At 65.7% G+C, this 25,810-nt stretch carries 29 protein-coding genes; 20 read left to right on the forward strand and 9 right to left on the reverse strand.

Annotated features, from left to right (window positions below; translation table 11 throughout):
• Positions 1-36: 36 nt before the first annotated feature.
• From FHW94_RS13720 to FHW94_RS13745, 6 genes are all read left to right on the forward strand, one after another.
• Entirely contained in the window at positions 37-411 is a 375-nt protein-coding gene (locus tag FHW94_RS13720; RefSeq protein WP_168556391.1) for a dihydroneopterin aldolase, read from the forward strand.
• A complete protein-coding gene (locus FHW94_RS13725; RefSeq protein WP_168556392.1) occupies positions 408-1,199 on the forward strand; it encodes an SDR family oxidoreductase in 792 nt (263 codons plus the stop codon). The genes FHW94_RS13720 and FHW94_RS13725 overlap by 4 nt, the downstream gene beginning before the upstream one ends.
• Positions 1,196-2,203: a GTP 3',8-cyclase MoaA gene (gene moaA / locus FHW94_RS13730; protein ID WP_168556393.1), complete on the forward strand. Its 1,008-nt coding sequence runs from the start codon at positions 1,196-1,198 to the stop codon at positions 2,201-2,203. Before FHW94_RS13725 ends, moaA begins: the two co-directional genes overlap by 4 nt.
• A 5-nt stretch (positions 2,204-2,208) precedes the next feature.
• Entirely contained in the window at positions 2,209-2,445 is a 237-nt protein-coding gene (locus FHW94_RS13735; protein WP_168556394.1) for a MoaD/ThiS family protein, read from the forward strand.
• Between the two features lie 270 nt (positions 2,446-2,715).
• Complete coding sequence (locus FHW94_RS13740) at positions 2,716-3,531, forward strand: ferredoxin--NADP reductase (protein WP_168556395.1); 816 nt, start codon at positions 2,716-2,718, stop codon at positions 3,529-3,531.
• Between the two features lie 4 nt (positions 3,532-3,535).
• Positions 3,536-3,979, forward strand: coding sequence for a molybdenum cofactor biosynthesis protein MoaE (locus tag FHW94_RS13745; protein ID WP_168556396.1), 444 nt, complete (start codon positions 3,536-3,538; stop codon positions 3,977-3,979).
• 1 nt (position 3,980) lies between these two features.
• Here FHW94_RS13745 and FHW94_RS13750 read toward each other — a convergent pair whose 3' ends face one another.
• On the reverse strand, positions 3,981-4,535 hold the full coding sequence (locus FHW94_RS13750) for a hypothetical protein (RefSeq protein WP_168556397.1): 555 nt from the start codon (positions 4,533-4,535) through the stop codon (positions 3,981-3,983).
• A gap of 227 nt (positions 4,536-4,762) precedes the next feature.
• Here FHW94_RS13750 and rplU point away from each other — a divergent pair, with 227 nt between their 5' ends.
• The 3 genes from rplU to FHW94_RS13765 all read left to right on the forward strand — a co-directional run bounded on the left by rplU (position 4,763) and on the right by FHW94_RS13765 (position 6,157).
• A complete protein-coding gene (gene rplU, locus FHW94_RS13755; protein ID WP_022678098.1) occupies positions 4,763-5,059 on the forward strand; it encodes a 50S ribosomal protein L21 in 297 nt (98 codons plus the stop codon).
• A 23-nt stretch (positions 5,060-5,082) separates the two neighbouring features.
• Entirely contained in the window at positions 5,083-5,352 is a 270-nt protein-coding gene (gene rpmA / locus FHW94_RS13760) for a 50S ribosomal protein L27 (RefSeq protein ID WP_110761659.1), read from the forward strand.
• A 226-nt stretch (positions 5,353-5,578) separates the two neighbouring features.
• The gene (locus tag FHW94_RS13765; RefSeq protein ID WP_168556398.1) at positions 5,579-6,157 is read left to right on the forward strand and encodes a GNAT family protein; all 579 of its coding nucleotides are present in this window, start codon (positions 5,579-5,581) and stop codon (positions 6,155-6,157) included.
• Positions 6,158-6,193: 36 nt separating this feature from the next.
• Here FHW94_RS13765 and FHW94_RS13770 read toward each other — a convergent pair whose 3' ends face one another.
• The 4 genes from FHW94_RS13770 to FHW94_RS13785 form a co-directional block, all read right to left on the reverse strand.
• The gene (locus tag FHW94_RS13770; RefSeq protein ID WP_168556399.1) at positions 6,194-6,448 is read right to left on the reverse strand and encodes a hypothetical protein; all 255 of its coding nucleotides are present in this window, start codon (positions 6,446-6,448) and stop codon (positions 6,194-6,196) included.
• Positions 6,449-6,672: 224 nt separating this feature from the next.
• On the reverse strand, positions 6,673-7,938 hold the full coding sequence (locus tag FHW94_RS13775; RefSeq protein WP_168556400.1) for an N-succinylarginine dihydrolase: 1,266 nt from the start codon (positions 7,936-7,938) through the stop codon (positions 6,673-6,675).
• Positions 7,939-7,955: 17 nt separating this feature from the next.
• Positions 7,956-8,993 carry an arginine N-succinyltransferase gene (locus FHW94_RS13780; RefSeq protein WP_168556401.1) on the reverse strand — a complete coding sequence of 346 codons (1,038 nt, stop codon included), beginning with the start codon at positions 8,991-8,993 and terminating at the stop codon, positions 7,956-7,958.
• Positions 8,994-8,997: 4 nt separating this feature from the next.
• A complete protein-coding gene (locus tag FHW94_RS13785) occupies positions 8,998-10,218 on the reverse strand; it encodes a hydrolase (RefSeq protein WP_168556402.1) in 1,221 nt (406 codons plus the stop codon).
• Between the two features lie 214 nt (positions 10,219-10,432).
• Here FHW94_RS13785 and FHW94_RS13790 point away from each other — a divergent pair, with 214 nt between their 5' ends.
• Positions 10,433-12,586, forward strand: coding sequence for a malate synthase G (locus tag FHW94_RS13790; RefSeq protein WP_168556403.1), 2,154 nt, complete (start codon positions 10,433-10,435; stop codon positions 12,584-12,586).
• Positions 12,587-12,697: 111 nt separating this feature from the next.
• A complete protein-coding gene (locus tag FHW94_RS13795; RefSeq protein ID WP_168556404.1) occupies positions 12,698-13,174 on the forward strand; it encodes a hypothetical protein in 477 nt (158 codons plus the stop codon).
• Positions 13,175-13,176: 2 nt separating this feature from the next.
• Here the strand turns inward: FHW94_RS13795 and FHW94_RS13800 are convergent, their stop codons facing one another.
• Together FHW94_RS13800 and uvrB are read right to left on the reverse strand one after the other, a co-directional pair.
• Positions 13,177-13,743, reverse strand: a complete 567-nt coding sequence (locus tag FHW94_RS13800; protein ID WP_168556405.1) for a hypothetical protein — start codon at positions 13,741-13,743, stop codon at positions 13,177-13,179.
• Positions 13,744-13,896: 153 nt separating this feature from the next.
• Complete coding sequence (gene uvrB / locus FHW94_RS13805) at positions 13,897-16,083, reverse strand: excinuclease ABC subunit UvrB (protein ID WP_168556406.1); 2,187 nt, start codon at positions 16,081-16,083, stop codon at positions 13,897-13,899.
• A 116-nt stretch (positions 16,084-16,199) separates the two neighbouring features.
• On the opposite strand from uvrB, the gene FHW94_RS13810 reads away from it, so the two are divergent.
• A complete protein-coding gene (locus FHW94_RS13810; RefSeq protein ID WP_168556407.1) occupies positions 16,200-16,793 on the forward strand; it encodes a DUF3617 domain-containing protein in 594 nt (197 codons plus the stop codon).
• 243 nt (positions 16,794-17,036) lie between these two features.
• Entirely contained in the window at positions 17,037-17,603 is a 567-nt protein-coding gene (locus FHW94_RS13815) for a hypothetical protein (RefSeq protein ID WP_168556408.1), read from the forward strand.
• On the opposite strand, the gene FHW94_RS13820 is transcribed toward FHW94_RS13815, so the two are convergent.
• The gene (locus FHW94_RS13820; protein ID WP_168556409.1) at positions 17,594-18,217 is read right to left on the reverse strand and encodes a glutathione S-transferase; all 624 of its coding nucleotides are present in this window, start codon (positions 18,215-18,217) and stop codon (positions 17,594-17,596) included. The two genes, FHW94_RS13815 and FHW94_RS13820, sit on opposite strands and share 10 nt — an antisense overlap.
• Before the next feature lie 109 nt (positions 18,218-18,326).
• Here FHW94_RS13820 and FHW94_RS13825 point away from each other — a divergent pair, with 109 nt between their 5' ends.
• The 7 genes from FHW94_RS13825 (at position 18,327) to FHW94_RS13855 (ending at position 24,976) form a co-directional block, all read left to right on the forward strand.
• Complete coding sequence (locus FHW94_RS13825) at positions 18,327-18,863, forward strand: TetR/AcrR family transcriptional regulator (protein WP_349237520.1); 537 nt, start codon at positions 18,327-18,329, stop codon at positions 18,861-18,863.
• A 123-nt stretch (positions 18,864-18,986) separates the two neighbouring features.
• Complete coding sequence (locus tag FHW94_RS13830) at positions 18,987-19,775, forward strand: alpha/beta hydrolase (RefSeq protein ID WP_168556410.1); 789 nt, start codon at positions 18,987-18,989, stop codon at positions 19,773-19,775.
• Between the two features lie 195 nt (positions 19,776-19,970).
• Positions 19,971-21,404, forward strand: coding sequence for a circularly permuted type 2 ATP-grasp protein (locus FHW94_RS13835; protein ID WP_168556411.1), 1,434 nt, complete (start codon positions 19,971-19,973; stop codon positions 21,402-21,404).
• 21 nt (positions 21,405-21,425) lie between these two features.
• On the forward strand, positions 21,426-22,373 hold the full coding sequence (locus tag FHW94_RS13840; protein WP_168556412.1) for an alpha-E domain-containing protein: 948 nt from the start codon (positions 21,426-21,428) through the stop codon (positions 22,371-22,373).
• 21 nt (positions 22,374-22,394) lie between these two features.
• Positions 22,395-23,210, forward strand: a complete 816-nt coding sequence (locus FHW94_RS13845; RefSeq protein WP_168556413.1) for a transglutaminase family protein — start codon at positions 22,395-22,397, stop codon at positions 23,208-23,210.
• 109 nt (positions 23,211-23,319) lie between these two features.
• Positions 23,320-24,057, forward strand: coding sequence for a proteasome-type protease (locus tag FHW94_RS13850; protein ID WP_168556414.1), 738 nt, complete (start codon positions 23,320-23,322; stop codon positions 24,055-24,057).
• Positions 24,058-24,358: 301 nt separating this feature from the next.
• The gene (locus FHW94_RS13855; RefSeq protein WP_168556415.1) at positions 24,359-24,976 is read left to right on the forward strand and encodes a LuxR C-terminal-related transcriptional regulator; all 618 of its coding nucleotides are present in this window, start codon (positions 24,359-24,361) and stop codon (positions 24,974-24,976) included.
• Between the two features lie 173 nt (positions 24,977-25,149).
• Here FHW94_RS13855 and FHW94_RS23050 read toward each other — a convergent pair whose 3' ends face one another.
• Complete coding sequence (locus FHW94_RS23050) at positions 25,150-25,806, reverse strand: hypothetical protein (protein ID WP_210425660.1); 657 nt, start codon at positions 25,804-25,806, stop codon at positions 25,150-25,152.
• Positions 25,807-25,810: the final 4 nt, after the last annotated feature.

Genomic DNA, 25,810 nt, shown 5'->3' on the forward strand with positions numbered 1-25,810 from the left:
TGGACATTCGCGCCGCCAAGTGCCAAGGGCGCGCGCGTGTCTGACAGCCTGATCCTCGAAGTCGCCAATGTCGAAACCGATGTCCTGACCGGGATCTATTCGGAGGAGACCGGCCGTCCGCAGCCCTTGCGGATTTCCATCCGGGCGTGGCTCAATCCGCAGGATCGCTACACGGCCGATTGTCCGCTCAACGCCAGCAAGAACTACATGGACCTCAAGCACGCCGCCAGCGACGGTTTGCCCAAAGATGTGCATTTCCAACTGATCGAATCGGTTGCAGACCATATCTGTGAAACCTTGTTCGTTCAGGATGCGCGCGTGAAGCAAGTGGAAGTGAAGATCGTGAAGCTGGCGATCAGCCAGGCTGGCGAAGATATCGGCATGACGCTCACCCGCGCACGGCGCGGATGAGCGGGGACACGAGCGAGGCGCGCCCGCTCGCTCTCGTCACCGGGGGGTGGCGCCGAATCGGGGCCGCGATCGCCCGCAAGCTGGCCAGCGAAGGCTGGGACCTGGCGCTGCACGCGCACCACGTTGCCACGTTCGATCCCGAATTCACCGCGCAATTGCAGTGGCTGGGCGCCGCGGTCTATCCGGTGGCCGGAGACCTGGGCGACAGTGCCTTTCCGGCCGTGATGCTGGCTGACGTGATCGCGCGGGCCGGGCGCGCGCCTTGCCTGCTGGTCAATTGCGCGTCGCTGTTCCAGGACGACACGATCGCGTCGCTCGTGCCCGAAGCGCTCGACCAGCACTTTGGCGTCAATCTCTTCGCCCCGTTGCTGCTGACCCGCGCCTTTGCCCAGGCGCTCGGGGACGGACCTGGGGCGCCGCGCGAGGGCGCGGTCGTCAACATTCTCGACCAGCGGGTGCAGAACCCGGTGCCCGACCAGTTGAGCTACACCCTGTCGAAACAGGCCCTGCATGCGGCGGTGCGCACGCTGGCGCGCGCCCTGGCGCCGGGCATCCGGGTCAACGGCGTGGCGCCTGGCCTGATCCTGCCGACGCAGGACTATGACGCGGCGCAGTGGCAGCGGCTGGAAGAGATCATGCCCCTGAAAAGGCTGCCCGGCGCCGACGAAATTGCCGACGCGGTGCACTATCTGGCGACGGCCCGCGCCGTCACGGGACAAACTCTTTTCGTGGATGCCGGCGCGAGCCTTGAATCCTACCCCCGTGACTTCGTATATCTGGAAAGATGAACGCGCCCGCGCCCCTGGTTGACCGCTTCGCGCGGGCCATAACCTACCTTCGCCTGTCGGTGACCGACCGTTGCGACTTGCGCTGCACCTATTGCATGCCTGAGCGCATGACCTTCCTGCCGCGGGCGGAAGTGCTGAGCCTGGAGGAACTCTATCGGCTCAGCCTGCACTTCATCGCGCGCGGAGTGACCAAGCTGCGCCTGACCGGTGGGGAGCCCCTGGTGCGGCGCGACATGGTGGACCTGGTCCGCGCGCTCGGCCGGCACCTGGGCGAGGGCGGCCTTCAGGAACTCACGCTTACCACCAACGGCACGCGCCTTGCCGAATTCGCCGACGATCTGGCGGCGGCGGGCGTGCGGCGCATCAACGTCTCGCTCGATACGCTCGACCGCGCGCGCTTTGCCGCGCTGGCTCGGCGCGACAGCCTGCCCCAGGTGCTCGAAGGGCTGGCGGCCGCGCGTGCAGCGGGCCTCAAAGTCAAGCTCAATGCCGTCGCGCTCAAGGGCGTGAACGAGGATGAACTGCCCGATCTGGTCGCCTGGGCCCACGGGCAGGGGCACGATGTCACGCTGATCGAGGTCATGCCGCTGGGCGATGTGGGCGAGGATCGCATCGATCATTACCTGCCGCTCGACGCCGTGCGCCGCGATCTGGAGCAGCGCTGGACGCTGGTGCCCAACGGGCACAGCAGCGGCGGCCCGGCGCGCTATGTCGACATTGCCGAAACCGGCGGTCGGCTGGGCTTCATCACCCCGCTGACCGGCAATTTCTGCGCCACGTGCAACCGCGTGCGCGTTACTGCCACGGGCCAGCTTTACATGTGCCTGGGCGGGGAAGGGCGCGTCGATCTGCGCGCGGCCTTGCGTTCGCAAGATCCCGATGCCGCGCTGGCCGATGCCTTTGCCCGCGCCATGGGGGAAAAGCAGGAAGCCCACAGCTTCGTCATCGACCGTGCCGGGGCAGCGCCGGCGGTATCGCGCCATATGTCGATGACCGGCGGCTGAGCGCGATGGCCAAGCTGGTATTCCTCGGCCGCCTGGAAGATCGCGCGGGCTGCGCCGAAATGGCTGTGCCCGCCGGGCCCCTGGCGGATATTCTCGCGAGGCTCGATTCGGCCCTGGCGCTGGATTTGCTGGGCGAGCGCGTGCGCTGGGCGCTCAACGGCAGGCTGGTGGGCGAAAGCGAAGCCATGGTGCTGGGCGAGGGCGACGAACTGGCATTCCTGCCGCCGGTGAGCGGGGGGTAGGGCGGCCGGTTGGGTGCAGGGGCTTCGACGAGCCCGGCCCGAACGGGTTTTTAGGATTACCCCCCACCTCCGTTCGCCCTGAGCGTGTCGACGGGCAGTAAGCGACAAGCCCAAGGCTTTAGGCCCTGAAAGCTATTTTCGCAGGGGCAGTTTTTGACAGCGGCCGCCCCAATCCGTATGGGGGCGGCGCTTGCCGGGCCAGCTTGCCTGGCCCCTTAAGCCCACGATCCGCGACGGATTGCCGGCCGCATGCCAAGGAAAGCCCTTTCGATGTCTCAGCCCCAGGTGGAAGTCGCCACGCTTGAACCCACGGCCGCAGCCACGGTGGAAACCGTGCTCACCGTCCGGCACTGGGACGAGCGCCTGTTCAGCTTCACCATCACCCGTCCGGCTTCGTTCCGCTTCCGCTCGGGCGAATTCGTGATGATCGGCCTGCAGGGCGACAATGGCCGCCCGCTGCTGCGCGCCTATTCGGTGGCGAGCCCGGCCTGGGCCGAGGAACTGGAATTCCTCTCGATCAAGGTGCCCGATGGCCCGCTGACCTCGCGCCTGCAGAAGATCCAGCCCGGCGACCAGATCTACCTCGGCAAGAAGCCCACCGGCACGCTCGTTACCGATGCGCTGCTGCCGGGCAAGCGGCTGTTCATGCTGTCCACCGGCACCGGCCTTGCGCCGTTCCTGTCGCTGGCGCGCGATCCCGATGTCTATGAATATTACGAGCAGGTGATCGTGGTGCACTCGGTGCGCAAGGTCAGCGAACTGGCGTTCCACGAGGAACTGTCGAGCGGCTTTGCCGAGGATCCGCTGGTGGGAGAGCAGGCTGCGCAGCAGTTGCACTATGTGCCCACCGTCACGCGTGAGCCGTTCAAGAACAACGTGCGCATCGACAAGCTGATCGAAAGCGGCGCGCTGTTCGAGGGCATTCCGGGCGAGGCCAGGCTCGATCCGGCCACCGACCGCGTCATGCTGTGCGGCTCGATGGAAATGATCAAGGATTTCGCCGCCCTGCTCGAAGGCCTGGGCTTTGTCGAAGGCTCCAATGCCAAGCCTGGCGACTTCGTTATCGAACGCGCGTTCGTCGGCTGATGGCATGACGGCAGACGTTCGTCTGACCGATGCGGCATTCGACCCCGCCGCGCTGCTTTCCGCCTTTACCGGGCGGTTTGGCAGCGCGGGCGGGGTCGTCAGCTTTCTGGGCCAGGTACGCGGCGGTGAAGGCGTGGAAGCGCTGGAACTGCGCCATTATGCGCCGCTGACCTTGCCCGGCATGGAAGCGCTGGCCGAAACCGCGCTGGCCCGATGGCATCTTGAGGGGCTGCTGGTGATCCACCGCCACGGGGTGATGGCACCCGGTGATCCGATCGTGATGGTCGCCGCCGCCGCACGGCATCGCCGTGATGCCTTTGCCGCCACCGATTTCGTGATGGATCACCTCAAAAGCGACAGCTGGTTCTGGAAGCGGGAAAAGACCGCAGCCGGATGGCGCTGGATCGAACCGCGCGACGAGGACTTTGCCGACCGCGCCCGCTGGTGATTCAACCCTTGATGCGGGCCAGCACGGCATCCTGCTGCGCCACCCGTGCCGCCACCGCATCGCGCGCGGCGACAATCGTCGCGGCATCGGGGCCGGGCTGGTCCACCGCGGTAATTTCAGCCTTGGTGGCCATCTGGTCCAGATCGGCCAGCGCGATGGCGGTTTCACTGCGCGCCGATTCGAGCCGCGCCAGCGCCACTTGCGCCAGGTTCCAGGTTTCGCCGCTGCTTGCCGTGCCCTGCGCGCGGGCAACGGCGCGCGTGGCCTCGGGCACCAGGGCGGCAAAGCGGCTGTCGGCCTCGCGTGCGCGCCCTTCGATGGCCGCCAGGCGCTGGGGCAGGCTGGCATCGGTAGGAAGCGGTGCCGGGTTGGCCGGGGCCGGATTGGCAGGGGCGGCCTGGGCCTGGCCAAAGGCCCGTTCCGCCGGGCGAATCGCCAGCGAGGGAAAGCGCCCCCGATCGGGTGAGCAGGCGCCCAGCGACAGCGCCGGGGCAGCGATCGCCCCGAACATGCAAAGCCGTTGCAGGGTGGTGAAGCGATTGGACAGGCAGGCCATGGCGGTGCCATAGCATGGTCACCGGTATTCGCCAGTGCCGGCAGGGCGCCATTGCGGATTTCCCGGCGCTGTGGCGTTGACATGCTGGCACGGTTGGACTATCCGCGCCGCTCTTTCCGGGGCTTCGCATCATTGCGGGGAACCGGCACATTGCCCGCTGTCCGCGATTCGGAATTGGCCGATCGGGGTGCTTGGTGGGCCAGGCATTTGAAACGGATAGCAGAACCATGTTCGCAATTGTGCGCACGGGCGGCAAGCAGTATCGGGTGGCCGCCGGAGACAAGATCGCGGTGGAAAAGCTGGCTGGTGAAGCCGGTGAAACCATCACCCTCGGTGACGTCCTGCTGGCTGGCAAGGATGGCGAACTGGCCGATGCTTCGGCCATTACCGTCTCGGCGGAAATCATCGCCCAGGCCAAGTCGGAAAAGGTCGTGGTGTTCAAGAAGCGCCGCCGTCACAACTATCGCCGCAAGAACGGCCACCGCCAGCAGATGACCCTGCTGCGCATCGTGTCGGTCGCCTGAGCGCCAGTTCGGAGTAAGCAGAGATGGCACATAAGAAAGCAGGCGGTTCGTCGCGCAACGGTCGCGACTCGCAGTCCAAGCGCCTTGGCGTGAAGAAGTTCGGCGGCCAGGAAGTGGTCGGCGGCAACATCATCATCCGCCAGCGCGGCACCCGCGTGTACCCCGGCGCCAACGTTGGCCTGGGCAAGGACCACACCCTGTTTGCGCTTGCCAATGGCCGCGTGCGTTTCCACGCCGGCAAGCTTGGCCGCAAGTACGTGTCGGTGGACCTGATGGCGCAAGCTGCCGAGTAATCGGATGGTCATGCCAAGGGCCATCCTGTTGGGATGGCCCCGCCGGTTTCGCGCCGGCTGAACGAGGGAGAGGGGCCTGCCCCATCTCCCTTTTTCTTTGTCTCCCTCATCCGCAACCGCGCCATTTGCCTCGAAAACCGAAGCACTTGGCGCACCACGCAATATCCTTGTCACCGGAAAGTGCATAAGCATCCGGCGAAAGGGAGCGGTTGACTGGAGACTACCGATGTTCATTCGCAGCGAGCGGCTGTTCCTGCGGCCCGGCTGGCCGGAAGACTGGGCCGAACTGTTCGGCCTGATCGACGACGAAGCCGTCGTGCGCCATCTGGTGCGCGTGCCATGGCCCTATCATCCCGATGATGCCCGTGCCTATGCCGCACGGGCGCAGAGCGGGCTGTACCCGCATTTCTTCGTCACTTTGCCCGGTGCGGAAGGTGCGCAGCTTATCGGCTGCGTCGGCCTGATGCCCGACGATCATGACCCCGACGGGGCACCCCGGCTGGGCTATTGGATCGCGCGGGCGCATTGGGGGCGGGGGTTTGCAACCGAAGCGGCGCGCGCCGTGTTGGCCCTTGCCGCCACGCTCGGCCATCGTCGCGTGGCTGCGCGCCATTTCCTCGACAATCCGGCATCGGGTCGCGTCCTGGCCAAGCTCGGTTTTCGGTCCACCGGGGAAATCCGCCCGGGTGCCAGCCCCGCGCGTGAAGGCGTGGCGCCTACGCTCGGCTACGCGCTCGATCTCGATCCGCCGGGCAATTGCGACGGCGATCGCCGTTCGATGGTGCCCGTGCCCCGCGCCGCTTGAGGCCCGCGGCAACGCGCGCGGGGGCAGCAGTGCCGGTCAGGCCGGCGGTTCTGCCTCCACCGCGTTGCGCGCGGCGCGTTCCTGCTCGAAACGCAAGCAATCCAGGATCTTGGCCCCTGCCATGAACACCGCGCAGGTCGTCGCCAGGAACAGCAGCTTGCCACCAAAGCCGGGAAACCGCGTGAGATAGGCCTGTCCGCGCTCCACGGCGCCCAGCGCCAGGGCATAGATCACCGCAAACGCCTCGAAGCGGTTCTTGATCATGAAGAGGCGGCCGATCTTGCGGAGCATGTCCTGTCCTTGTCCCCTTTCGCGGGTAGTCTCCACCCCCGGGGCTGGCATCCCCGGGGCGGCTTGCGATCCCAGCAGGCTGTCGCAACCTTCGTGCCAATCCAATGTTTCCGGGCGCATTAAACCTTAATGCGCCCTTCATTGTAAAGGGGGGCGACAATCCAGGGACAGGACAGCAACGCGCGTGGCCTCAGGCCAGTTCCTTGGTCGGGAAAGTTCGGCCTTCAGGCCAGTTCGCCCAGGGTCAGCGCATCGAGCAACGCGTTGCGGGCCGCCACGACCGCTGCCGCCAGCGCCGGCTGGCCCAGATCGGCCGCGTCGATCTGCTCGGGCCAGTGCGTGGCGACGACATGCTCCAGCCGTTCGATTCGCGCGGTATCGAGCAGGAAGCGTGGATCGACCGTGGCCGGATCGGCCACCACGCGCAGGCGCAGGCAGGCGGGCCCGCCACCATTGGCCATGGACTGGCGCACGTCCACCGGCAGGACCTGGCGAATCGGTCCGTTGCCGGCGAGCATGGTATCCAGCCAGCCGCGGACCGAGGGCGTTTCCCAGGCTTCCAGCGGAATCACCAGCGCCATTTCCCCGCTGGGCAGGGTGAGCAACTGGGCGTTGAACAAGTAAGAGCGAATCGCGTCGGCCAGGCTGACCGCGCTGGCTGGAACGACCACGATCTCGGCCTCGGGCAGGCGCGCGCGAATCGCGGCATAAGTGCCTTCGGGATCGGCAAAGGCCTGTTCGTGGGTAAACAGCACGCGCTCGTTCGCCACGGCCACAACGTCGTTGTGAAACGCGCCGGCCGCGATGGCTTCGGGGGCCTGTTCCACAAACAGGCAACGGGCCGGATCGAGCCCGTGGACGCGCGCGATGGCGCGGCTGGCCTGTTCGTGCTGGCGCGCGGGAAAGGCGCCACCGGGGCGGCCATAGACAAAGATTTCCAGGCCCGGCGCATCATGGCTGGTGGCCATGCGCATGTGGTTGGCTGCGCCTTCGTCGCCAAAACAGGGCGGCACGGCATCGTGCACGGCGAAGTGCGTGCTGCTGGCAAAGGCCAGGCGCAATTGCCGCACGGTATCGGGCCATTCCTGCGCGCGGTGCGGCATGGTGACGAGGTTGGCGGCCGAGAGATGGCAGCGCCCGTCGGCGGTATCGGCTGCGGGGCTGACCGTGGCGGCATTGGCAGTCCACATCGCGCTGGCCGACCAGGCGGCGGCGCGCAGTCGGCGCTCGGCCTCGTCGGCAGGCTCGCGGTCCGTCAGGCCCAATTGGGCCAGAAACGCCGGGTTGGGGCGGGGCAGGGGTACAAACAGGCCCTGCGCCAGTCCCAGGCCCAGGTTGTGCCGCATCTTGCCCAGGCCCTGCAGTGCCGCCGCGCGCGGGTAGGACACTTGACCCGCGTGACTGGCCGAAGCCAGATTCCCCAAGCTCAGCCCGGCATAGTTGTGGCTGGGGCCAACCAGGCCGTCGAAGTTGATTTCCACCGTCGCCATCTGTTTATTTCCGTCCTTCAGCGGTCCACATGCCACACCGTGTCGCCGGGCCGCACGTCGAGCGCAGCAGCGGCAACCGGATCGAGGATCAGGCCTTCTGGCCCATCGGTCACTTCCCCCAGGGTGCAGCGAAATTCGGCGAGGCGCCCGGTGGCGACCAATGCCTGGCGGGCGGGGCCATGCCCTTCGGGCGCGGCCACCTGCGCGAGCGTGGCAGCGCGCGTCCCGGCGATGGAGCGCACCTGGTCGGTCCGCGCGCTCAGCGTGGGGCCACCATCGAAAATGTCGACATAGCCTTCATAGGCAAAGCCTTCGGCCTCCAGCATGCGCATGGCGGGGCGGCCGTTTGGGTGGGGCATGCCGATCACGCTGCGCGCGCTTTCCGGCAGCATCGCCACGTAGACGGGATGCTTGGGCATCAGGTCGGCAATGAACTGGTTGCCGTTCAAGGCATTGAAATGGTCGGCATCCTGAAAGCCCATGCCGAAGAATTTGCCGCCCACCGCGTCCCAGAACGCCGATCCGCCGCGCTCGTCGATCACGCCGCGCAGTTCGGCGAGGATGCGCGGGCCGAATCGGGCGCGGTGCATGGCGATGAACAGATAACGGCTGCGCGCCAGCAGCAACCCCAGCCCGCCCGCGCGCTCGCCTGGGTGCAGGAACAGGCCGCCCACTTCGCTCGATCCTTCCAGGTCGGTGACCAGATGGAGCATCTCGGCGCGGAACGTGCGGTCCAGTTCCTTGGAATGCTGGGTCAGCGTGGTGAGGCGATAGGAATAGAACGGCCCGCTGCGCCCGACGCAGGCAAAGATCTGCGCCGTGCCGCGCAGATCGCCGGTGGCCACGTTTTCCAGCACCATGACGAACAGTTCGTCGCCCGGCCCATCGGGCAGGCGCTCGCGCGGCTCGGCAAAGGCGGCGGCGGCGCGTTCCAGCTTGGCGCGCAGCGAGGCGCGGTCGGCGGGCAAGTTGGTAAAGCCGCTGCCGCCCAGCTTGGCCATTTCATACATGGCTTCAAGGTCGGTGGGCCGCGCGGCGCGAATACGGAACGTCATCGTTTCATTCCCCGCCCGAGAGACGATGGAGCACCAGCGCAGAGAGCGCCGCGCGCTCGGCCAGCGAGGGCACGATCAGGAACTCCTGCGGCGAATGGATCGATCCGCCACGCACGCCCATGGTATCGACCACAGGCACGCCCAGCGCGGCGATGTTGTTGCCATCGCACACGCCGCCGGTGTCTTTCCAGCCGATGGTCTGGCCCAGCGCGGCGCCGCACGTCCGCACCAGATGGAACAGGGCCTGGGCTGGCAGGGTGAGCGGCTTGGGCGGGCGGCTGATTCCGCCGTGGACGTGGATGGCCACCCCGTGCAGGCGCTCCACCTCGGTCACGGCCTGGCCCAGGGCCACGGCAAAGCCTTGCGCATCCTCGGTACTGGTGGGGCGGATGTTCCAGCGCAGCACGGCCTTGTCGGGCACCACGTTGTTGGCGCTGCCCCCGTCGATCCGCGCGGGGTTTACCGAAAGACCGGCACGGTGCAGTGCCTTGAGGCGAAGGGCAAGGTCTGCCGCGGCCACGATGGCATTGCGGCCATCGTCCGGGTTGCGCCCGGCGTGGGCCGATGTGCCGGTGATCACGGCGGAATAATTGCCGCTGCCCGCCCGCGCGCCGGCCAGCGTGCCATCGGGCAGGGCCGAAGGTTCATACGTCAGCGCCGCCGCCTTGCCCGCTGCCAGTCGGGCGATCAGTGGAGCGGAGGACAGGCTGCCGGTTTCCTCGTCGGCATTGATCATCACGTCGTAGCCGACTTGCGCCGCAGCCGGGCTGCGCTCGAAGGCGAGGAGGGCGGCCAGCATGACGGCAATGCCACCTTTCATGTCGGCCACGCCGGGGCCATTGAGCGTCACTTCGTCAAGCCAGGTGGCCGTCTGGAACGGATCGCTGGCCGGGAACACCGTGTCCATATGCCCCGTCAGCAAATAGCGCCGCGGCGCATCTGGCCGCACGCGCACCACCAGATGCGCGCCATGGTCCAGAAGGCCCAAGGTGCCATCCTGCCCCACGGTTTCCACCGGGGCCGGCGGTTCCAGCTGCACCGTGCCGGGTAGAACCGAGAAGGCGTCGGCCAGGAGGCCGGCCTGCGCGGCCAGCCCGGACAAGTTGCGGGTGCCCGTGTTGATCGCGCTCCACGCCAGGACCTGGGACAGCAGGGCGGCGCCCTCGATCGGGGCAAGCAGGGCCTGTTCGGAGCCTGAAAGTTCGCGGGCGGAAAACTGTTGCATCGGAAACCACGCCTAGCGGTTCCCGCGGCCGGGGTGAACCCCCTGCCTAAGCCGCAGCGAATGGAACCCGGTTGCCAAGCCGAAGCGAATCGGGCAAAACAAGGGCGTTCCTCCCCAGGTTCAATAGGCAGGTCGGCAGGGTTTCGGTATCGACACGATACGGGGCCACAAGCCGGTCTTGCCGTGCCCGTTTTGACGACAAAGGCAGATGACCATGGGTGAGTTTACCGAAATTGCCGACTTGCGCCCCCGCACCACGCGCGCCGGGTTGCATGTGGATGCCGCGCTGGCGGCCTTCCTGGAAAGCGACGTGCTGGCGCCCCTGGCGCTTGACGTGGGCGCGTTCTGGACGGGCTTTGCCGCGCTGGTGGCCCGGTTTGCCCCGGTCAATCGCGCGCTGCTCGACACGCGTGACACGATCCAGGCCGCGATTGATGCCTGGCATCTGGCCCGCGCCGGTCAGCCGCATGATCCGGCCGCCTATCGCGCCTTGCTGGAAGAAAACGGCTATATCGTGGCCGAGCCGGCGCCCTTTGCCGTGGGCACGCAAGGCGTCGATGCCGAGATTGCCACGATGGCCGGCCCTCAGCTGGTCGTGCCCGTGCTCAACGATCGCTTCCTGCTCAATGCCGCCAATGCGCGCTGGGGCAGCCTTTACGATGCGTGGTACGGCACCGATGCGCTCGATGCCGCCCCGGCGCTGCCCGGCGGCTATGACCCGGCGCGCGGCGCGGCGGTAATTGCGGCCGGGCGCGCGTTCCTTGATGCCGCGCTGCCTTTGGCGGGCGGATCGTGGGGCGATTGGGATGGGCAGGGCGTGCCCGCGCTGGCCGATCCGGCGCAGTGGGTCGGCCACAAGCCGGGCGGACTGCTGTTCGTGCATAACGGGTTGCACATCGAACTGGTGATCGATCGCGCACACCCCGTGGGCGCCACCGACCAGGCCGGCCTCGCCGACATCGTGCTGGAAGCGGCGCTGACCACGATCGTCGATCTGGAGGATTCGATCGCGGCGGTGGATGCGGAAGACAAGCTGGTGGCCTATCGCCACTGGCTGGGCCTGATGCGCGGGGACCTGACGGCCCATTTCGCCAAGGGCGGCAAGACGCTGAGCCGCTCGCTCGAGCCCGACCGCGCCTGGACCGCGCCCGATGGCTCCGCCTTCACGTTGCCCGGGCGCAGCCTGCTGTTCGTGCGCAATGTCGGCCACCTGATGACCAACCCGGCGATCCTGTTGGCCGATGGTGCCGAGATTCCCGAAGGCATCATGGACGCGGTGATCACCTCGGCCATCGCCATGCACGACGTGATGCACAAGGGGCGCTATCGCAACAGCCGCGAGGGGTCGATCTACATCGTCAAGCCCAAGATGCATGGGCCCGAGGAAGTGGCCTTCACCAACGACCTGTTCGATGCGGTGGAAGACCTGCTGTGCCTGCCGCGCCATACCATCAAGGTGGGCGTGATGGACGAGGAGCGTCGCACCAGCGCCAACCTGGCCGCCTGCATCGCGGCGGTGAAGGACCGCGTGGTGTTCATCAACACCGGCTTCCTCGATCGCACGGGCGATGAAATCCACACCTCGATGCAGGCCGGGCCGATGATCCGCAAGGGGGCGATGAAGCAATCGGGCTGGATCGCCGCCTATGAAGCGCGCAACGTGGGGATCGGCCTGGCGTGCGGGCTTTCGGGCAAGGCGCAGATCGGCAAGGGCATGTGGGCCGCGCCCGACCGGATGCGTGCGATGGTGGCCGAAAAGATCGCCCATCCGCAAACCGGTGCCAACACCGCCTGGGTCCCGTCGCCCACGGCGGCCACGCTTCACGCCACCCATTACCACCAGGTGGACGTGTTCGGCCTGAGGCCCGAGATCGCCGCGCGGCCGGTGCCATCGCTCGATGCCCTGCTGGCCATTCCGCTGGCCGAAGGGACGAACTGGTCGGAAGCGGATATCCGCGCCGAGCTGGACAACAATGCGCAAGGCCTGCTGGGCTACGTCGTGCGTTGGATCGACCAGGGCGTGGGCTGTTCCAAGGTGCCCGATCTGGATGACGTGGGCCTGATGGAAGACCGCGCCACCTTGCGCATTTCCAGCCAACACCTCGCCAACTGGCTGCTGCATGGGGTGTGCACGCGCGCGCAGGTGATGGATGCGTTGCAGCGCATGGCCGCCAAGGTGGATGCGCAGAATGCCGGCGATCCGGCTTACGAACCGATGGCCGGCAACTGGGAAACCAGCTTTGCCTTCCGCGCCGCCTGCGACCTGGTGTTCCAGGGTGTGAGCCAGCCCAGCGGCTATACCGAGCCGCTGCTCCACGCCTGGCGCCGGCGCAAGAAGGCAGCGGCCTTGGTGGCAGAACCTGCCTGAACGATCGGCGGGGCGGGGCGTTCTGGCGCGCCGCCCCGCTTGCCCCGCAGCGCGCTTGTTGCCATGGCGGTTCCAGTCGCTTTTTCCGATGACATGGAACCTGGAAAGACAATGCTGCAACTGATCGAGGCCAATTGGCCGTTGGTGGCTGGCGCCGTGGCGCTGCTGCTGGTGGTGGCAATCCTGCTGCTGCGCCGCGCCGGCAAGGCGCCCGAGCGCCGTGAATTCAACGATGTGCTGTCTGAAGGGGCCGCGCCTGCGCAGCGCAACACCGCGCTGATCGATGCGCCGCCTGCGGCCGCGATCGTCACGCCTGCGCCGCCACCGGTGGAGCCCGCACCAGTTGCAGAGGGTGACGACCTCACCCGCATCAAGGGCCTTGGCCCCAAACTCAAGACGCTGCTGGGCGGCCTGGGCGTGACGCGGTTCGAGCAGATCGCGGCATGGAGCGAAGAAGACGTGGCGCGGATCGACGCGCAATTGGGCGCCTTTGCCGGCCGCCCCACGCGGGACAATTGGGTGGAACAGGCCAAGCTGCTGAGCAGTGGTGACACCGCCGCCTATGAAGACAAGTTCGGGAAGCTGTAACGCTATTCCTGTGCCTGGGGTGCGGCCGGCGTCGCCCCCGTGGCAGGCCGCGCGCCGCAACGGCGGATCAGCGCGCGCACCAGATCGCTGCCAGGCACGCTGATCTTGCCGGCATCGGGCAGCGTGCCCACGAACGGTCCTTCGAACACGTCCGCTGCCGGATCGCCCGCAGGCAGGCTGCCCTGCCAGAGATAGCCCTGCGATCCCGGCACGGCGGTGGCATCCACCGCCAGCCGCACGATGCGCTTGCGCCCCTGCAGGGCGAACAGCGCCTGCGCGCCCACTTCGGCCGGCACATGCCGCGTCACCACCAGCACGCCCTGCCGGCAGGCAAGCGACAGGTCCGGTCCAGCGCCCGGCGCGCCATAGCGCACGCTGTCGCCGCCAGGTGCACCGGCCCAGATCGGCTTCTCGTTGCCGGCCGGCGCTGCGGGCAAAGGTTGGCTTTCGGGCAGCGGCACGCGCACGGCATTGAGTGGGGCTCCGCTATCGAGCGGCGCGGGCGCCTTTTGCGAACAGGCGGCAAGGACAAGCAGGGCGAGCAGCGAAACCGGACGGCGCGAGATCATGGCTTGGGTGCTATCGCGGACCGGCGCGGCAAGCAACCATGTGAGTCCCCCCTCCGACCGCCTGCGGCCGCCACCTCCCCCCGCGTTGCGGAGGGAGGATCAAAGCCTCTCCCGCGTGCGAGAGGGGTTGGGGGAGGGCATGTCACCCTCTCCTTACTTCCCCCACTTCTTTTGAGACTTGCCGTAGCGGGTCTTGCGGGTGCCGGGCTTGCCTTCGTTGCTGCGGCCCACGATGGGCGCCTTGTGCTCGCCTTCGGGCAGGCCGAGTTCGGTCGCTTCCAGGCGGCGGATCTCGTCGCGCAGGCGGCCCGCTTCCTCGAATTCCAGATCGGCGGCGGCATTGCGCATGCGCTTTTCGAGGTCTTCGATGTGGCTGCGCAGGTTGTGGCCGACGAGATTGTTGGTGGTGTCGTCGTCCAGATCCACCAGCACGCCGTCGCGGCTGGCCGTATCGGCGATGATGTCGGCAATCTGGCGCTTGATCGTGGCCGGGGTGATGCCGTGCAACTCGTTGTAGGCATTCTGCTTTTCGCGGCGGCGATCGGTTTCGGCAATCGCGCGTTCCATACTGCCGGTCATCCGGTCGGCATAGAGGATCACGCGCCCGTCCACGTTGCGCGCGGCGCGGCCGATGGTCTGGATCAGGGAGGTTTCCGAACGCAGGAAACCTTCCTTGTCCGCGTCGAGAATGCAGACCAGCCCGCATTCGGGAATGTCGAGCCCCTCGCGCAGCAGGTTGATCCCCACCAGCACGTCATAGACGCCCAGGCGCAAGTCGCGGATCAGTTCGATGCGCTCCAGCGTCTCCACGTCGGAGTGCATGTAGCGCACGCGCAGGCCCGCTTCGTGCATGAACTCGGTCAGGTCTTCGGCCATGCGCTTGGTCAGCGTGGTAACCAGGGTGCGATAGCCGTTCTGTGCGGTGAGGCGGCATTCGTTGATGCAGTCCTGCACCTGGTCTTCGACCGGGCGGATCAGCACCGGCGGATCGATCAGGCCGGTGGGGCGGATCACCTGTTCGGCAAAGACGCCACCCGATTGCTCCATCTCCCAATTGCCTGGCGTTGCCGAAACGGCAAACGTCTGCGGGCGCATGGCGTCCCACTCGTTGAAGCGCAGTGGACGGTTGTCGATGCAACTGGGCAGGCGGAAGCCATATTCGGCCAGGGTCATCTTGCGGCGGTGGTCGCCCCGCGCCATCGCGCCGATCTGCGGCACGGTCTGGTGGCTTTCGTCCACGAACAGCAGGGCATTGTCGGGCAGATATTCGAACAGGGTCGGCGGCGGTTCACCCGGCAGGCGGCCGGTGAGAAAGCGCGAATAGTTCTCGATCCCCGCGCACGATCCGGTGGCGGCCATCATTTCCAGGTCGAAATGGGTGCGCTGCTCCAGCCGCTGCGCTTCCAGCAGCTTGCCCTCGGCCTGAAGCTCCTTGAGCCGCTCTGCCAGTTCGAACTTGATCGCCTCGCGCGCCTGCATCAGCGTGGGACCGGGCGTGACGTGGTGCGAGTTGGCGTAAACGCGCACTTGCGACAACCGCGTGTCGGCCTTGCCGGTCAGTGGATCGAATTCCGCAATGTCTTCGATTTCGTCGCCGAAAAAGCTGATGCGCCAGGCGGTGTCCTCGTAGTGCGAGGGGAAGATCTCGAGGTTGTCGCCCCGCACGCGGAACGTGCCGCGCTGGAAAGCGTGGTCGTTGCGCTTGTACTGCAAGGCCACCAGCTTGCGCACGATCTCGCCCTGGTCGACGCTTTCACCCTTCTTGAGGTCGAACACCATGGCCGAATAGGTTTCGACCGAGCCAATGCCATAGAGGCACGAAACCGAAGCGACGATGATCACGTCATCGCGTTCGAGCAGCGCGCGCGTGGCCGAGTGGCGCATGCGGTCGATCGCCTCGTTCACCGAGCTTTCCTTCTCGATGTATGTGTCCGACCGCGGCACATAGGCTTCGGGCTGGTAATAATCGTAGTACGAGACGAAATATTCCACCGCGTTTTCGGGGAAGAAGCTCTTCATCTCGCCATAGAGCTGCGCCGCCAGGATCTTGTTCGGCGCCAGGATCAGGGCGGGGCGCTGCAATTCCTCGATCACCTTGGCCATGGTGAAGGTCTTGCCCGAGCCGGTGACGCCGAGCAGCACTTGCGTGCGCTCCCCCTCGCGCGCGCTGGCCACGAGATCGGCGATCGCAGTGGGCTGGTCGCCGGCGGGGCTATAGTCCGACACCACCTTGAACGGGCGGCCCGGCTCCAGCTTTTCCGGTCGCTGGGGCTTGTGCGGCACGAAGTTGCCGGATGTGTCGGGCTCTTCCAGCCCCCTGCGGATGATGATTTCGGCCATGGGCAACATATGGGGAACATGGTCGCCAGATGCAATCGGCGGCAAAGCGCCCGATCATGCCATGGCCTTGGCCGACATGGCGTGATAGCGTCTCCCGCCCAATCGGGAGAGTGACGATGATTGCCAAGACCCCATCCGCCTTGCTTGGGCCCGCCCTGCTGGTTGTGGCGCTGTTGCTGCCAGGCTGCAAGAAAGAGCCCACCGTGGTGGCCAAGGATGCCGACGCGGGCGAAGTGGCGGCCAAGGTGGCCGAGGCCGGCGTGAAGTTTCAGCCCGGCGCCTGGACTACGCAGGTCAAGGCGATTGACATCGACATGCCCGGCATGCCCCCCGAAATGGTCGGCAAGATGAAGGAAGCCCTGGGCCGCGCCCGCGCCGAGCGATCCTGCCTGACCAAGGAAAAGGCGGCGCGCCCGGATGGCGATTTCTTTGGGCAGGCAGACAAGACCTGTCGGTACAAGACCTTTGCCATGGCCGACGGCAAGATCGACGGCGTGCTCAATTGCGGGCGCGGTGGCGCGACGCAGACCATCACCCTCAAGGGCACGTACGATGCCCAGCACTTCGCTATGGACATGGACATGACCGGCACCGGCCCGGCCGGCAAGCAGATGCGCATGCACGTCGCCACGCAGTCCACCCACGCGGGCGAATGCACCCCGCAGGAAAAGGCCCAGGCCGAAGCCGACGAGAAGGCGGCGGCGATCTAAGCGCGTTTGCGGTCAACGGCGGTGGGTTTTAAATCCGGCGGTGCCTGCCAGGGGCGCCGCCGTCCCCGAAGCCCGTGGCAAGGCAGTGGCGGCACAGCCATCCTATCTATTTATAGTTAAATAGAAGTAAAAATCTTTACTTCTGAACTTGTACTGCAAGCGCCATTTAAACGGCACAATGCCATTGATCGTGACTTGTATTTTATGGGATGATGCCCCGGGGTTGTGAATACGGGGGTCTTCATGATCGGCGAAGTTCTTGCCGTGGTTGATGCGGTGCTGGCGGTGTGCCTGCTGATTTTGATATGCAAAGCTGCCGCATTGCCGCACAGGCGCAGGCGTTCGGGGCGCAAGCGTCCTGAATTGTTGCTCATGGCTGGCTGTGCCACCGTGCTTGGGCTGATTCCGGCCGCCGTGGCCTCGCCCGAGGATCGCCGTCCAATGCCGTTGCGGCTGGAGCGTGCGAAGCCGTGGGTGGATGTGGAAAACGTGGTGACGTTTCCCCAGGCGGGGATTGCCTGCCGCGAGCAGGAGGACCTGCACGCGGTCATCGCGTTGCGCCAGAGCGGACGCACCACCAAGATGCGGTCCTATCTCGATACCGTCGATGGCGATGGCCCGCGCTGCTACATGCTGTCGGCCCAGCGCCGCTACAAGGTGATCGACGAACACCCCAGCGCCGGTGACACGCCCGAAGCCATGGTGCTGGAAATCGTACCCGCGGGTGTGACGGCTGCCGCCAGTGGCCTGTTCACCCTGGCGCTCGACCGGAGCCAGGTTCGCCTCGTTGCGCCGGGCGCTCAATCATAGGCATAAGGCCCGCCCACCTCGATCGCGCGGCGATAGGCGGGTAGGGCTTGGATCTTGTCCAGCCAGGCGATCGTATGGGGCCGGGTGCGGTCCAGGCCGGCGCGGGCGCGGGCGGCTTCCAGGGGGAAGCTCATCATCACGTCGGCCGCGGTCATGCGCTCGCCCGCGAACCAGGGGCGGCTGGCCAGTTCGCGTTCGACGAAATCGAGATGCACGTCGATCAGCGGCTGGATTTTCTTGAGCGCGATCTTGCCCATGATCGGCACGCGCGACAGCACCAGCTTGAGCAGCAGCGGCGGCATCATCGACCCCTCGGCATAGTGCAGGAACATGGTGTAACGCAGCGCGTCGTCCTCGTCTTCAGGCGCACCGAGCCAGCCGCCCGCCTTGGCCACCAGGTATTCCACGATGGCGCCGCTTTCGGCCAGCACGCGGCCCTCGTCCTCGATCACCGGCGATTTGCCCAGCGGATGCACCGCGCGCAGCTCGGGCGGGGCGAACATGGTCTTGGCGTCACGCTCGTAGCGACGCAGCGCATAGGGCAGGCCCAGCTCTTCCAGCAGCCATAGCACGCGTTGCGAGCGGGAATTGTTGAGATGGTGGACGATGATCATGACGCCTCCTTGGGCAATTGGCGGGATGGCTGTCGGCCGCCCCTTGCCTGCCGTATCCATGCAGTTTACACTGTAAACATAGCGAGGCGGCAAGGCGGTGTAAACAAGCGTGAATGAACCCCAGGGACTGCGCCAACGGCTGCTGGACGAAGCGATCGCCGCGCTCGACCATGGCGCAGGCGAACCCAGCCTGCGCGCGCTGGCGCGCCAACTCGGCGTTTCGGCCATGGCGTCCTATCGCCACTTCCCCAGCAAGGCCGCCCTGCTTGGCGCCGTGGTGGCAGAAGGCTTTGCCCGGCTGGAGGCTGCGTTGCGCGCGGCGGACCAATCCGCGCCGGGTGCCGAGGCGCTGATGGCCCAGGGTCTGGCCTACGTGGATTTCGCCATGGCCCAGCCGGGCCTGTTCCGCCTGATGTTCGGGCTGGCCGGGCGTGATGGTGGCGCGGCATCGCGCGACCACGCCTATGGCGTGCTGACCGCGCGGATCACCGCGCTGCTGCCCCGGCCGGCGCCTGGTGCGGCGCTTGCCTGTTGGGCGCTGGTCCACGGGCTGGCCACGCTGCAACTCGATCGCGGCGGGGCCCTCTCGCGCCAAGATCTGCGCCAGGCCCTTGCCGTGGTGATGCACGGCCTGGCGGCCGGCTGACGATCGGCCTCGCCGCATCGGCCGATGAATGCGGCAGAGTGCGGTTTGTGACATGAATTTGAAACAATCCCATCTTTGTGGCGTTCATCTCCGGCATGAGATAGCTCTTGGCCGGTGACACATATGGCTTCGCATCCTTCTTCCACGCCCCGCACTGCCTGGGAAACGCTCGAGACGCTCGGGGCTGCCCTGGCGCGTCGGCGCGCGCTGGCCTTTGCGCCGCGGCCGCAAGGGGTGCGCGGGCCGGCCTGGCCGCGCCTGCTGGGTGAACTGGCAACGCCGATCGATCACTGGCAGGCCGCCCGCGCCGATTTGGCTACGCCGCCGCCGCCCGCGCCGCATTCGCGCCCGGTCATGCTGTTGCCCGGCTTCGGGACCCACCCGGTGCGGATGAAGCCTTTGGCCGCCGCGCTGGAAAGCGCCGGGCACCGGGTAAGCGACTGGGGCCTGGGGTTCAATTTCGGGTCCAGCGAAGATCGGTTTGCCCGCTTGGCAGAGCGCGTGGAAACCATGGCCCGCCGCGAAGGCGAGCCCCTCGTTCTGGTGGGATGGAGCCTGGGCGGGCTGTTTGCCCGTCAGCTGGCCAAGACCTGCCCGGATGACGTTGCCCTGGTGATCACGATGGGCACGCCCTTTTCGGGTGATCGGCGTGCCAACAATGCCTGGCGCGCATATCAGGTCGTGGCTGGGCACAGTGTGGATGAAGCGCCGATGGCGCAAGACCTGGCGACCAAGCCCCCTGTGCCCACGATCGCGTTGTGGAGCCCGCGCGATGGCATCGTGGCACCGCGCAGTGCGGCCGGGTGGCCGGGCGAGCGTGACCTGGCCGTGCCGCTGCGAGTCACCCACCTGGGTTTTGCCGCCCATCCGCAAGTCGCACGCACGCTCGTGGACCTCGTCGCGCGCCACTGACCGGGTGGCGCGGGGTTTTCCTGCCAGTAAACGGACGAAAACTGACGCGAACCAGCGCGGCGCGGATGCTGCCACGCCAAATCGCCCGGTGCAAGGCCCTGCGCCACGATCGAATCAATTGTTTCGCACGCGCAGCATCGGCGCTTGCGGCGGTGCGAATCGTGTGCAAGCAATGTGTCAGACGGGAGGTTCTGCATGACCAATTCCTCGCTCTCGTCCTATGACGAGATGCTTGACGCCGACGGCTTCACGCGCCCTGCCTATGCCGGGTACTGCGAGTGGCTGAAACAACAGCCACCAGAATTGCTGCGGCGGAAATCGGGCGAAGCCGAAGCCTTTTTCCGCAAGACCGGGATCACTTTCAACGTATATGGCAACGAGGACGCCGAAGAGCGCCTCATCCCTTTCGACATGGTTCCCCGCATCATCAACGCCGCGCAATGGCGGCGCCTGTCGCGCGGGATCGAGCAGCGGGTGCGCGCACTCAACGCTTTCCTTCACGATCTCTATCACCGCCAGGAAATCGTTCGGGCTGGCCGCCTGCCCGAACGCGTGCTCAAGGCCAACAAGGCCTTCCTGCCGCAGATGGCCGGGTTCACGCCGCCTGGCGGCGTTTACACCCACATCGTCGGCATCGACCTCGTCCGCACGGGCGAAGACGATTTCATGGTGCTCGAAGACAATGCACGCACGCCATCGGGCGTATCGTACATGCTCGAAAACCGCGAAACCATGATGGCCATGTTCCCCGAACTGTTCACCAAGGTGCGGGTGCGCGAGGTTTCGGACTATCCTCGCCGCCTGGCGCGCAGCCTGGCCGCCTGCGCCCCGCCGGCCGCCAACGGGCACAAGCCGGTGGTGGCGGTGCTCACCCCCGGCACGTTCAACAGCGCCTATTACGAGCACGCATTCCTGGCCGACCAGATGGGCGCCGAACTGGTCGAAGGCAGCGACCTGAAAGTGGAAAACGGCCGCGTCGCCATGCGCACCACGCGCGGCTGGGAAGCGATCGACGTGCTCTATCGCCGGGTAGACGACGATTACCTCGATCCGCTGACCTTCAAGCCGGAAAGCGTGCTGGGCGTTTCGGGCATCATGGACGTCTATCGCGCCGGCGGCATCACCATCGCCAACGCGCCGGGCACCGGCATTGCCGATGACAAGGCGATCTACAGCTTCATGCCCGAGATCGTCGAATTCTACACCGGTGAAAAGCCGATCCTGGCCAACGTGCCGACCTGGCGCTGCGCCGAAAGCGATTCGCTGGCCTATGTGATGGACAACCTGGCCGATCTGGTGGTCAAGGAAGTCCATGGCTCGGGCGGCTACGGCATGCTGATTGGGCCCACCTCGTCGCGGCGGGAAATCGCGATGTTCGCAGAAAAGCTGCGCGCCAACCCCGAAAATTACATCGCGCAGCCCACGCTTTCGCTCTCCACCGTGCCGATCTTCACCAAGGCGGGGCTGGCCCCGCGCCATGTGGACTTGCGCCCCTTCGTGCTGGTTTCGCCCCAGGGGATCGACATCACGCCCGGCGGGCTCACCCGCGTGGCGCTCAAGAAGGGATCGCTGGTGGTCAATTCGTCGCAAGGGGGCGGCACCAAGGACAGCTGGGTGCTGGACGATTGAGGCGGAAGGGAAAACGATAAAATGCTTGGACGTTCCGCCAATGGTATATTCTGGCTGTTCCGCTATCTCGAACGCGCGGAAAACACCGCGCGGCTGGTGGAAGCCGGCTTTCGCATGGCGCTCACCCGCGATGCCGCCGATGCCAGCGACGAATGGCGCTCGGTCGTCGTCACGCTGGGGCTGCAGGGCGCCTACCAGGCCAAGTTCGGCAGCGATTATGCCGGCAGCAACGTGTTCAACTTCATCCTGCGCGATCGCGATAATCCCGGCAATGTGCTGAGCATGGTGGAGCAGGCGCGCCATAATGCGCGCATGGTCCGCACCGGCATCACCCGCGAGGTGTGGGAAGCGGTCAACGAAAGCTGGATGGTCCTGAAAGAGGAACTGGCCCGCACCGTGACCGAAACCCGGCTGGGCGGCGTGCTCGACCTGGTACGCCGCCAGTCCACCCTGGTGCGCGGGGCGATGGAAGGCACGATGTTGCGCAACGACATCTATTACTTCGCCCGCGCCGGCAGTTTCATCGAACGGGCCGACAATACCGCCCGCCTGCTCGATGTGAAGTATTACGTGCTGCTGCCCTCGGTTTCCTATGTGGGGTCCAGCCTGGACAACGTGCAGTGGGACAACGTGCTGCGCGCCGTGGCCGGGGATCGCGCCTATCGCTGGCTGAATGCCGGGCGGATGGAGGCACGGGGCATTGCCGAATTCCTGATGCTCGACGGGCGTTTCCCGCGCAGCCTGGCGTTCTGCTATGCCCAGTTGCGCGACTATCTCGATCGGCTCTCCGATGAATATGGCGATCGGCTGGAAACGCACGAGATCGTCGCGCGCACCCACCAGCAGCTCAAGCACCAGACCATCGACGCGGTATTCGAACTGGGCCTGCACCAGGTGATCGGCCAGTTCATCGCCGCCAACAACCACCTCGCGCAGCAGATCCAGCGCGATTACCGCTTCACCGAATAAGGAAAGGGGAAAGGCCAGCCCATGCGCCTCGCGATCAGCCACACCACGCGCTACACCTTTTCCACGCCGGTCGCCCACGGGCTGCAGCGCCTGCGCCTCACCCCGCTGGCCTGCCGGGGGCAAACCACCGAATTCTGGGAGATCGAGCTTGAGGGCGCGCAGCCCGAAGTCAGCTATGACGACGAGAACGGCAACCGCGTTACCCTGATCTCGTTCGTGCCGGGCGCGCGTGAAGTGGTCATCCGCAGCCAGGGCGTGGTCCAGACGTCTGACACGGCGGGCGTCCTGGGCAAGCAGCCGGGCTATCTGCCCTTGTGGCACTTTACCGAACAGACCGCGCTGACCCGCGGTGGCGCGCGGCTTCAAGCGCTGGTCGATGCCTTGCCGGTGGAATCGGAAGATACATTGGCCCGTCTCCACGCGCTCTGCGCTCTGGTGCGCGAGGCAGTGGCCTATGAACCGGGCCACACGGACGTTGCCACCACCGCCGAACAAGTGCTCGCCGCCGGGCGCGGCGTGTGCCAGGATCAGGCCCACGTCTTCATTGGTGCGGCGCGCCTGCTGGGTATTCCGTCCCGCTATGCCAGCGGCTACCTGATGATGGACGATCGGGTGGAGCAGGATGCCGGCCATGCCTGGGCCCAGGCCCATGTGCCGGGGCTGGGCTGGGTGGGCTTTGACGTGGCCAATGCGATCTGCCCCGATGCGCGCTATGTGCATCTGGCCACCGGGGCCGATTATACTGCATGCGCGCCGATCACCGGCATTCGCTATGGCGCGCGCGACGAGGCGATGCACGTCAGCCTTGCCGTTGAACAGCAGCGTATGGAACAATAAGAAGCGCCCGGATTCGCCGCAGGCCCTGTGTTGGGCCGGCGGCAAGGATCGTTGGCGTATGGCAAAGGGGAACCGGCCTGGCACATGCCCGGCCGGACGGGGACGGACAATGACCTATTGCGTGGGGATGATGCTCGACAAGGGGCTTGTCCTGATGAGCGACACCCGCACCAACTCGGGCGTGGACAACATTTCGGTGTTCCGCAAGAGCTTCACCTGGTCGGTGCCGGGCGAACGGGTCATCACGATCATGACCGCGGGAAACCTGGCGACCACCCAGTCGGTGATCAGCCAGTTGGAAGAGCGCAACAAGGCACCCAGCGAGCGCCGTCCTTCCATCCTGGAAGAACCGACGATGTTCCAGGTTGCCACCCACGTTGGCAATCTGCTGCGCAAGGTGATCGAAGGGCGCCAGTCCGGCCCGGTGCAGGGCGAGGGCGCGCGGTTCACCGCCACGATGATCGTGGCGGGCCAGATCAAGGACATGGAACCACGCCTGTTCATGGTCTACCCCGAAGGCAATTTCATCGAGGCCAATTTCGACACGCCGTTTTTCCAGATCGGTGAAACCAAGTATGGCCGGCCGATCCTGCTGCGCGGCTATGACAAGGGCATGGATTTCGAACAGGCGGTCAAGCTGTTGATGGTTTCGTTCGATTCCACGATCGCGGCCAACCTGTCGGTGGGCCTGCCGTTCGACCTGACCGTGATCGAGCGCGATCGCTTCGAGCCGCTGCACCAGCGCCGCATCCGCGCCGACGATCCCTATTTCAACGCGATCTCCTCAAGCTGGAGCGAGGCGCTGCGCAACGCGTTTCACCAGTTGCCCGATTATCGTTTCGATTGAGGGCGAAATAGCGCTCATAGTAAATATACATAGCAGATTTACTATGAGAGATCGCGTATGTGTCGATCAAAGGCCGGCAGGCATGCTTCGCAAGACTTGACTCATGTGCTTGCGGCAAATTGTCGGCATGGGACAGGAATCGACACATATTGATGAACTTCGACTGAATAATCGGCTCCGCTTCGGAGCCGAAATCCCTAAGGAATATGGGACGGTAATCCTCCCCAGTCCTAAGGGAAGCGTTCAGAACGAAGCATTCGCGCATGGCGCGAACACGCCCGAGGGTGGTTACTTCGGCCCCATGGTCGAACGTGTCACACTCCACATCCTCGATAGCGACTCTGCCCGCCGGGCACAGCTCGCTCGCCTCGCTTTTGCCGCCGGGCATCATGCCGAGATATACGGCAGCACCGACGAGCTGTTGGCCCACGCGCCCAGCACGGGTCTGCTGCTCGCGCATGACGATCCGCCGGGAGAGGCGGTGCCCGCGCTGATCGGCGCGATGATGCGGGCGGGGCACTGGCTGCCGGTGATCGCCATCGGCGATGCGCCCGATACTTGGGCGGTGGTGCGCACGATCAAGGCGGGGGCGCTGGATTACCTGGCCATTCCCAGCCAGATCGCCCCGCTTAACGAAGCCATCGCCCGCGCCGCGCACGAAGCCGAAACCCACCGCGTGCAACGCGCCCGCGCCGCCGAAGCGCGCCAGCGCATCGCCCGCCTCTCGCTGCGCGAACGCGAAGTGCTCGATCGCCTGGCCGAAGGGTGCAGCAACAAGGCCATCGCCCGCGACCTCGATATCAGCCCGCGCACCGTGGAAATCCACCGCATGAAAATGATGGGCAAGCTGGGCGCCCGCCACGCCGCCGAAGCCGTGCGCCTGCGCATCGAGGCAACGGGGCTGGGCGAAGTGGCCTGAAACCGGAATAGACACACGACATCGGCCATCAGGGGGGCCTTCAGGAAGGCGGGAGGCGGGATCCTCCCGCCTTTCTGCATTCCGGCAGACCCGCCAAGATCCTCCCCCACTTCGTGGGGGAGGTAGCAGCCCGAAGGGCTGGCGGAGGGGGTGTGCGCGGGAAAGCCTATCGGTCAAAGCGAAGACCGCAGGGCAACCTTCGTTTCATCGCCAGACAAGAGCAAAGGGAAGCGGTCTGCAAAGGCCTTCAAATCCTCATACGTCAGCAAAAACTTCGCGTTAACCGAACAAGGCTGATCATCATTATTGTAAAATTCGGTGGCTAAATGAATCTTCGCTTGTAGTGTTCCCCTCAGATCATAGGGCTGAACGGAAATAAAAACATGAACTTGCTTGATTGATGTTGCATTATCATCCCAAAAACCACCCCGCAGACTGGGGGCGGATTCAGTCGTTATGGGGTAGTCTGAGCATGCTTTTGCAAATTCGAAGAGCGCTTTCGTTGAGAACCACGCTTCTCCGTGACCGTTAAAGCCGTTGGCTTCGATTGAGACCAAAAGCTTGCCGCAACCGTCTTCGTCGGGCTCGAATTGAAATAAAACGAGATTTGAGCACGGTAAGCTCGTAAAGCCCTCGCGCCAGTTATCCTCGTCCAATTTAGACATCTGAATGTCCCAACCCTCGGGGTGATCCCTAAATCCGGGTTGATCGTGCAAGCGCTCGATAGCGGCAGCAGCGGCCTCTCTGGACCGATAGGCGCCAATTAATTTCGCATCATCGGCATATTCGTCATCAGAGCGTGTATGATGAAGCAGAAAAACGTAATCCATATAT

The organism is Novosphingobium sp. SG720, from assembly GCF_012275365.1.
GTDB lineage: Bacteria > Pseudomonadota > Alphaproteobacteria > Sphingomonadales > Sphingomonadaceae > Novosphingobium > Novosphingobium rhizosphaerae.

Coding starts and splice junctions, on each gene's coding strand:
- FHW94_RS13740 (WP_168556395.1), top strand. CDS start 2,716: ATGTCTCAGCCCCAGGTGGAAGTCGCCACGCTTGAACCCACGGCCGCA.
- FHW94_RS23050 (WP_210425660.1), bottom strand. CDS start 25,806: ATGGATTACGTTTTTCTGCTTCATCATACACGCTCTGATGACGAATAT.
- FHW94_RS13835 (WP_168556411.1), top strand. CDS start 19,971: ATGACCAATTCCTCGCTCTCGTCCTATGACGAGATGCTTGACGCCGAC.
- FHW94_RS13745 (WP_168556396.1), top strand. CDS start 3,536: ATGACGGCAGACGTTCGTCTGACCGATGCGGCATTCGACCCCGCCGCG.
- FHW94_RS13765 (WP_168556398.1), top strand. CDS start 5,579: ATGTTCATTCGCAGCGAGCGGCTGTTCCTGCGGCCCGGCTGGCCGGAA.
- FHW94_RS13840 (WP_168556412.1), top strand. CDS start 21,426: ATGCTTGGACGTTCCGCCAATGGTATATTCTGGCTGTTCCGCTATCTC.
- FHW94_RS13850 (WP_168556414.1), top strand. CDS start 23,320: ATGACCTATTGCGTGGGGATGATGCTCGACAAGGGGCTTGTCCTGATG.
- FHW94_RS13845 (WP_168556413.1), top strand. CDS start 22,395: ATGCGCCTCGCGATCAGCCACACCACGCGCTACACCTTTTCCACGCCG.
- FHW94_RS13855 (WP_168556415.1), top strand. CDS start 24,359: ATGGTCGAACGTGTCACACTCCACATCCTCGATAGCGACTCTGCCCGC.
- FHW94_RS13735 (WP_168556394.1), top strand. CDS start 2,209: ATGGCCAAGCTGGTATTCCTCGGCCGCCTGGAAGATCGCGCGGGCTGC.
- FHW94_RS13810 (WP_168556407.1), top strand. CDS start 16,200: ATGATTGCCAAGACCCCATCCGCCTTGCTTGGGCCCGCCCTGCTGGTT.
- FHW94_RS13820 (WP_168556409.1), bottom strand. CDS start 18,217: ATGATCATCGTCCACCATCTCAACAATTCCCGCTCGCAACGCGTGCTA.
- rpmA (WP_110761659.1), top strand. CDS start 5,083: ATGGCACATAAGAAAGCAGGCGGTTCGTCGCGCAACGGTCGCGACTCG.
- FHW94_RS13775 (WP_168556400.1), bottom strand. CDS start 7,938: ATGGCGACGGTGGAAATCAACTTCGACGGCCTGGTTGGCCCCAGCCAC.
- FHW94_RS13770 (WP_168556399.1), bottom strand. CDS start 6,448: ATGCTCCGCAAGATCGGCCGCCTCTTCATGATCAAGAACCGCTTCGAG.
- FHW94_RS13795 (WP_168556404.1), top strand. CDS start 12,698: ATGCTGCAACTGATCGAGGCCAATTGGCCGTTGGTGGCTGGCGCCGTG.
- uvrB (WP_168556406.1), bottom strand. CDS start 16,083: ATGGCCGAAATCATCATCCGCAGGGGGCTGGAAGAGCCCGACACATCC.
- FHW94_RS13830 (WP_168556410.1), top strand. CDS start 18,987: ATGGCTTCGCATCCTTCTTCCACGCCCCGCACTGCCTGGGAAACGCTC.
- FHW94_RS13815 (WP_168556408.1), top strand. CDS start 17,037: ATGATCGGCGAAGTTCTTGCCGTGGTTGATGCGGTGCTGGCGGTGTGC.
- FHW94_RS13725 (WP_168556392.1), top strand. CDS start 408: ATGAGCGGGGACACGAGCGAGGCGCGCCCGCTCGCTCTCGTCACCGGG.
- FHW94_RS13790 (WP_168556403.1), top strand. CDS start 10,433: ATGGGTGAGTTTACCGAAATTGCCGACTTGCGCCCCCGCACCACGCGC.
- FHW94_RS13780 (WP_168556401.1), bottom strand. CDS start 8,993: ATGACGTTCCGTATTCGCGCCGCGCGGCCCACCGACCTTGAAGCCATG.
- FHW94_RS13785 (WP_168556402.1), bottom strand. CDS start 10,218: ATGCAACAGTTTTCCGCCCGCGAACTTTCAGGCTCCGAACAGGCCCTG.
- FHW94_RS13800 (WP_168556405.1), bottom strand. CDS start 13,743: ATGATCTCGCGCCGTCCGGTTTCGCTGCTCGCCCTGCTTGTCCTTGCC.
- moaA (WP_168556393.1), top strand. CDS start 1,196: ATGAACGCGCCCGCGCCCCTGGTTGACCGCTTCGCGCGGGCCATAACC.
- rplU (WP_022678098.1), top strand. CDS start 4,763: ATGTTCGCAATTGTGCGCACGGGCGGCAAGCAGTATCGGGTGGCCGCC.
- FHW94_RS13750 (WP_168556397.1), bottom strand. CDS start 4,535: ATGGCCTGCCTGTCCAATCGCTTCACCACCCTGCAACGGCTTTGCATG.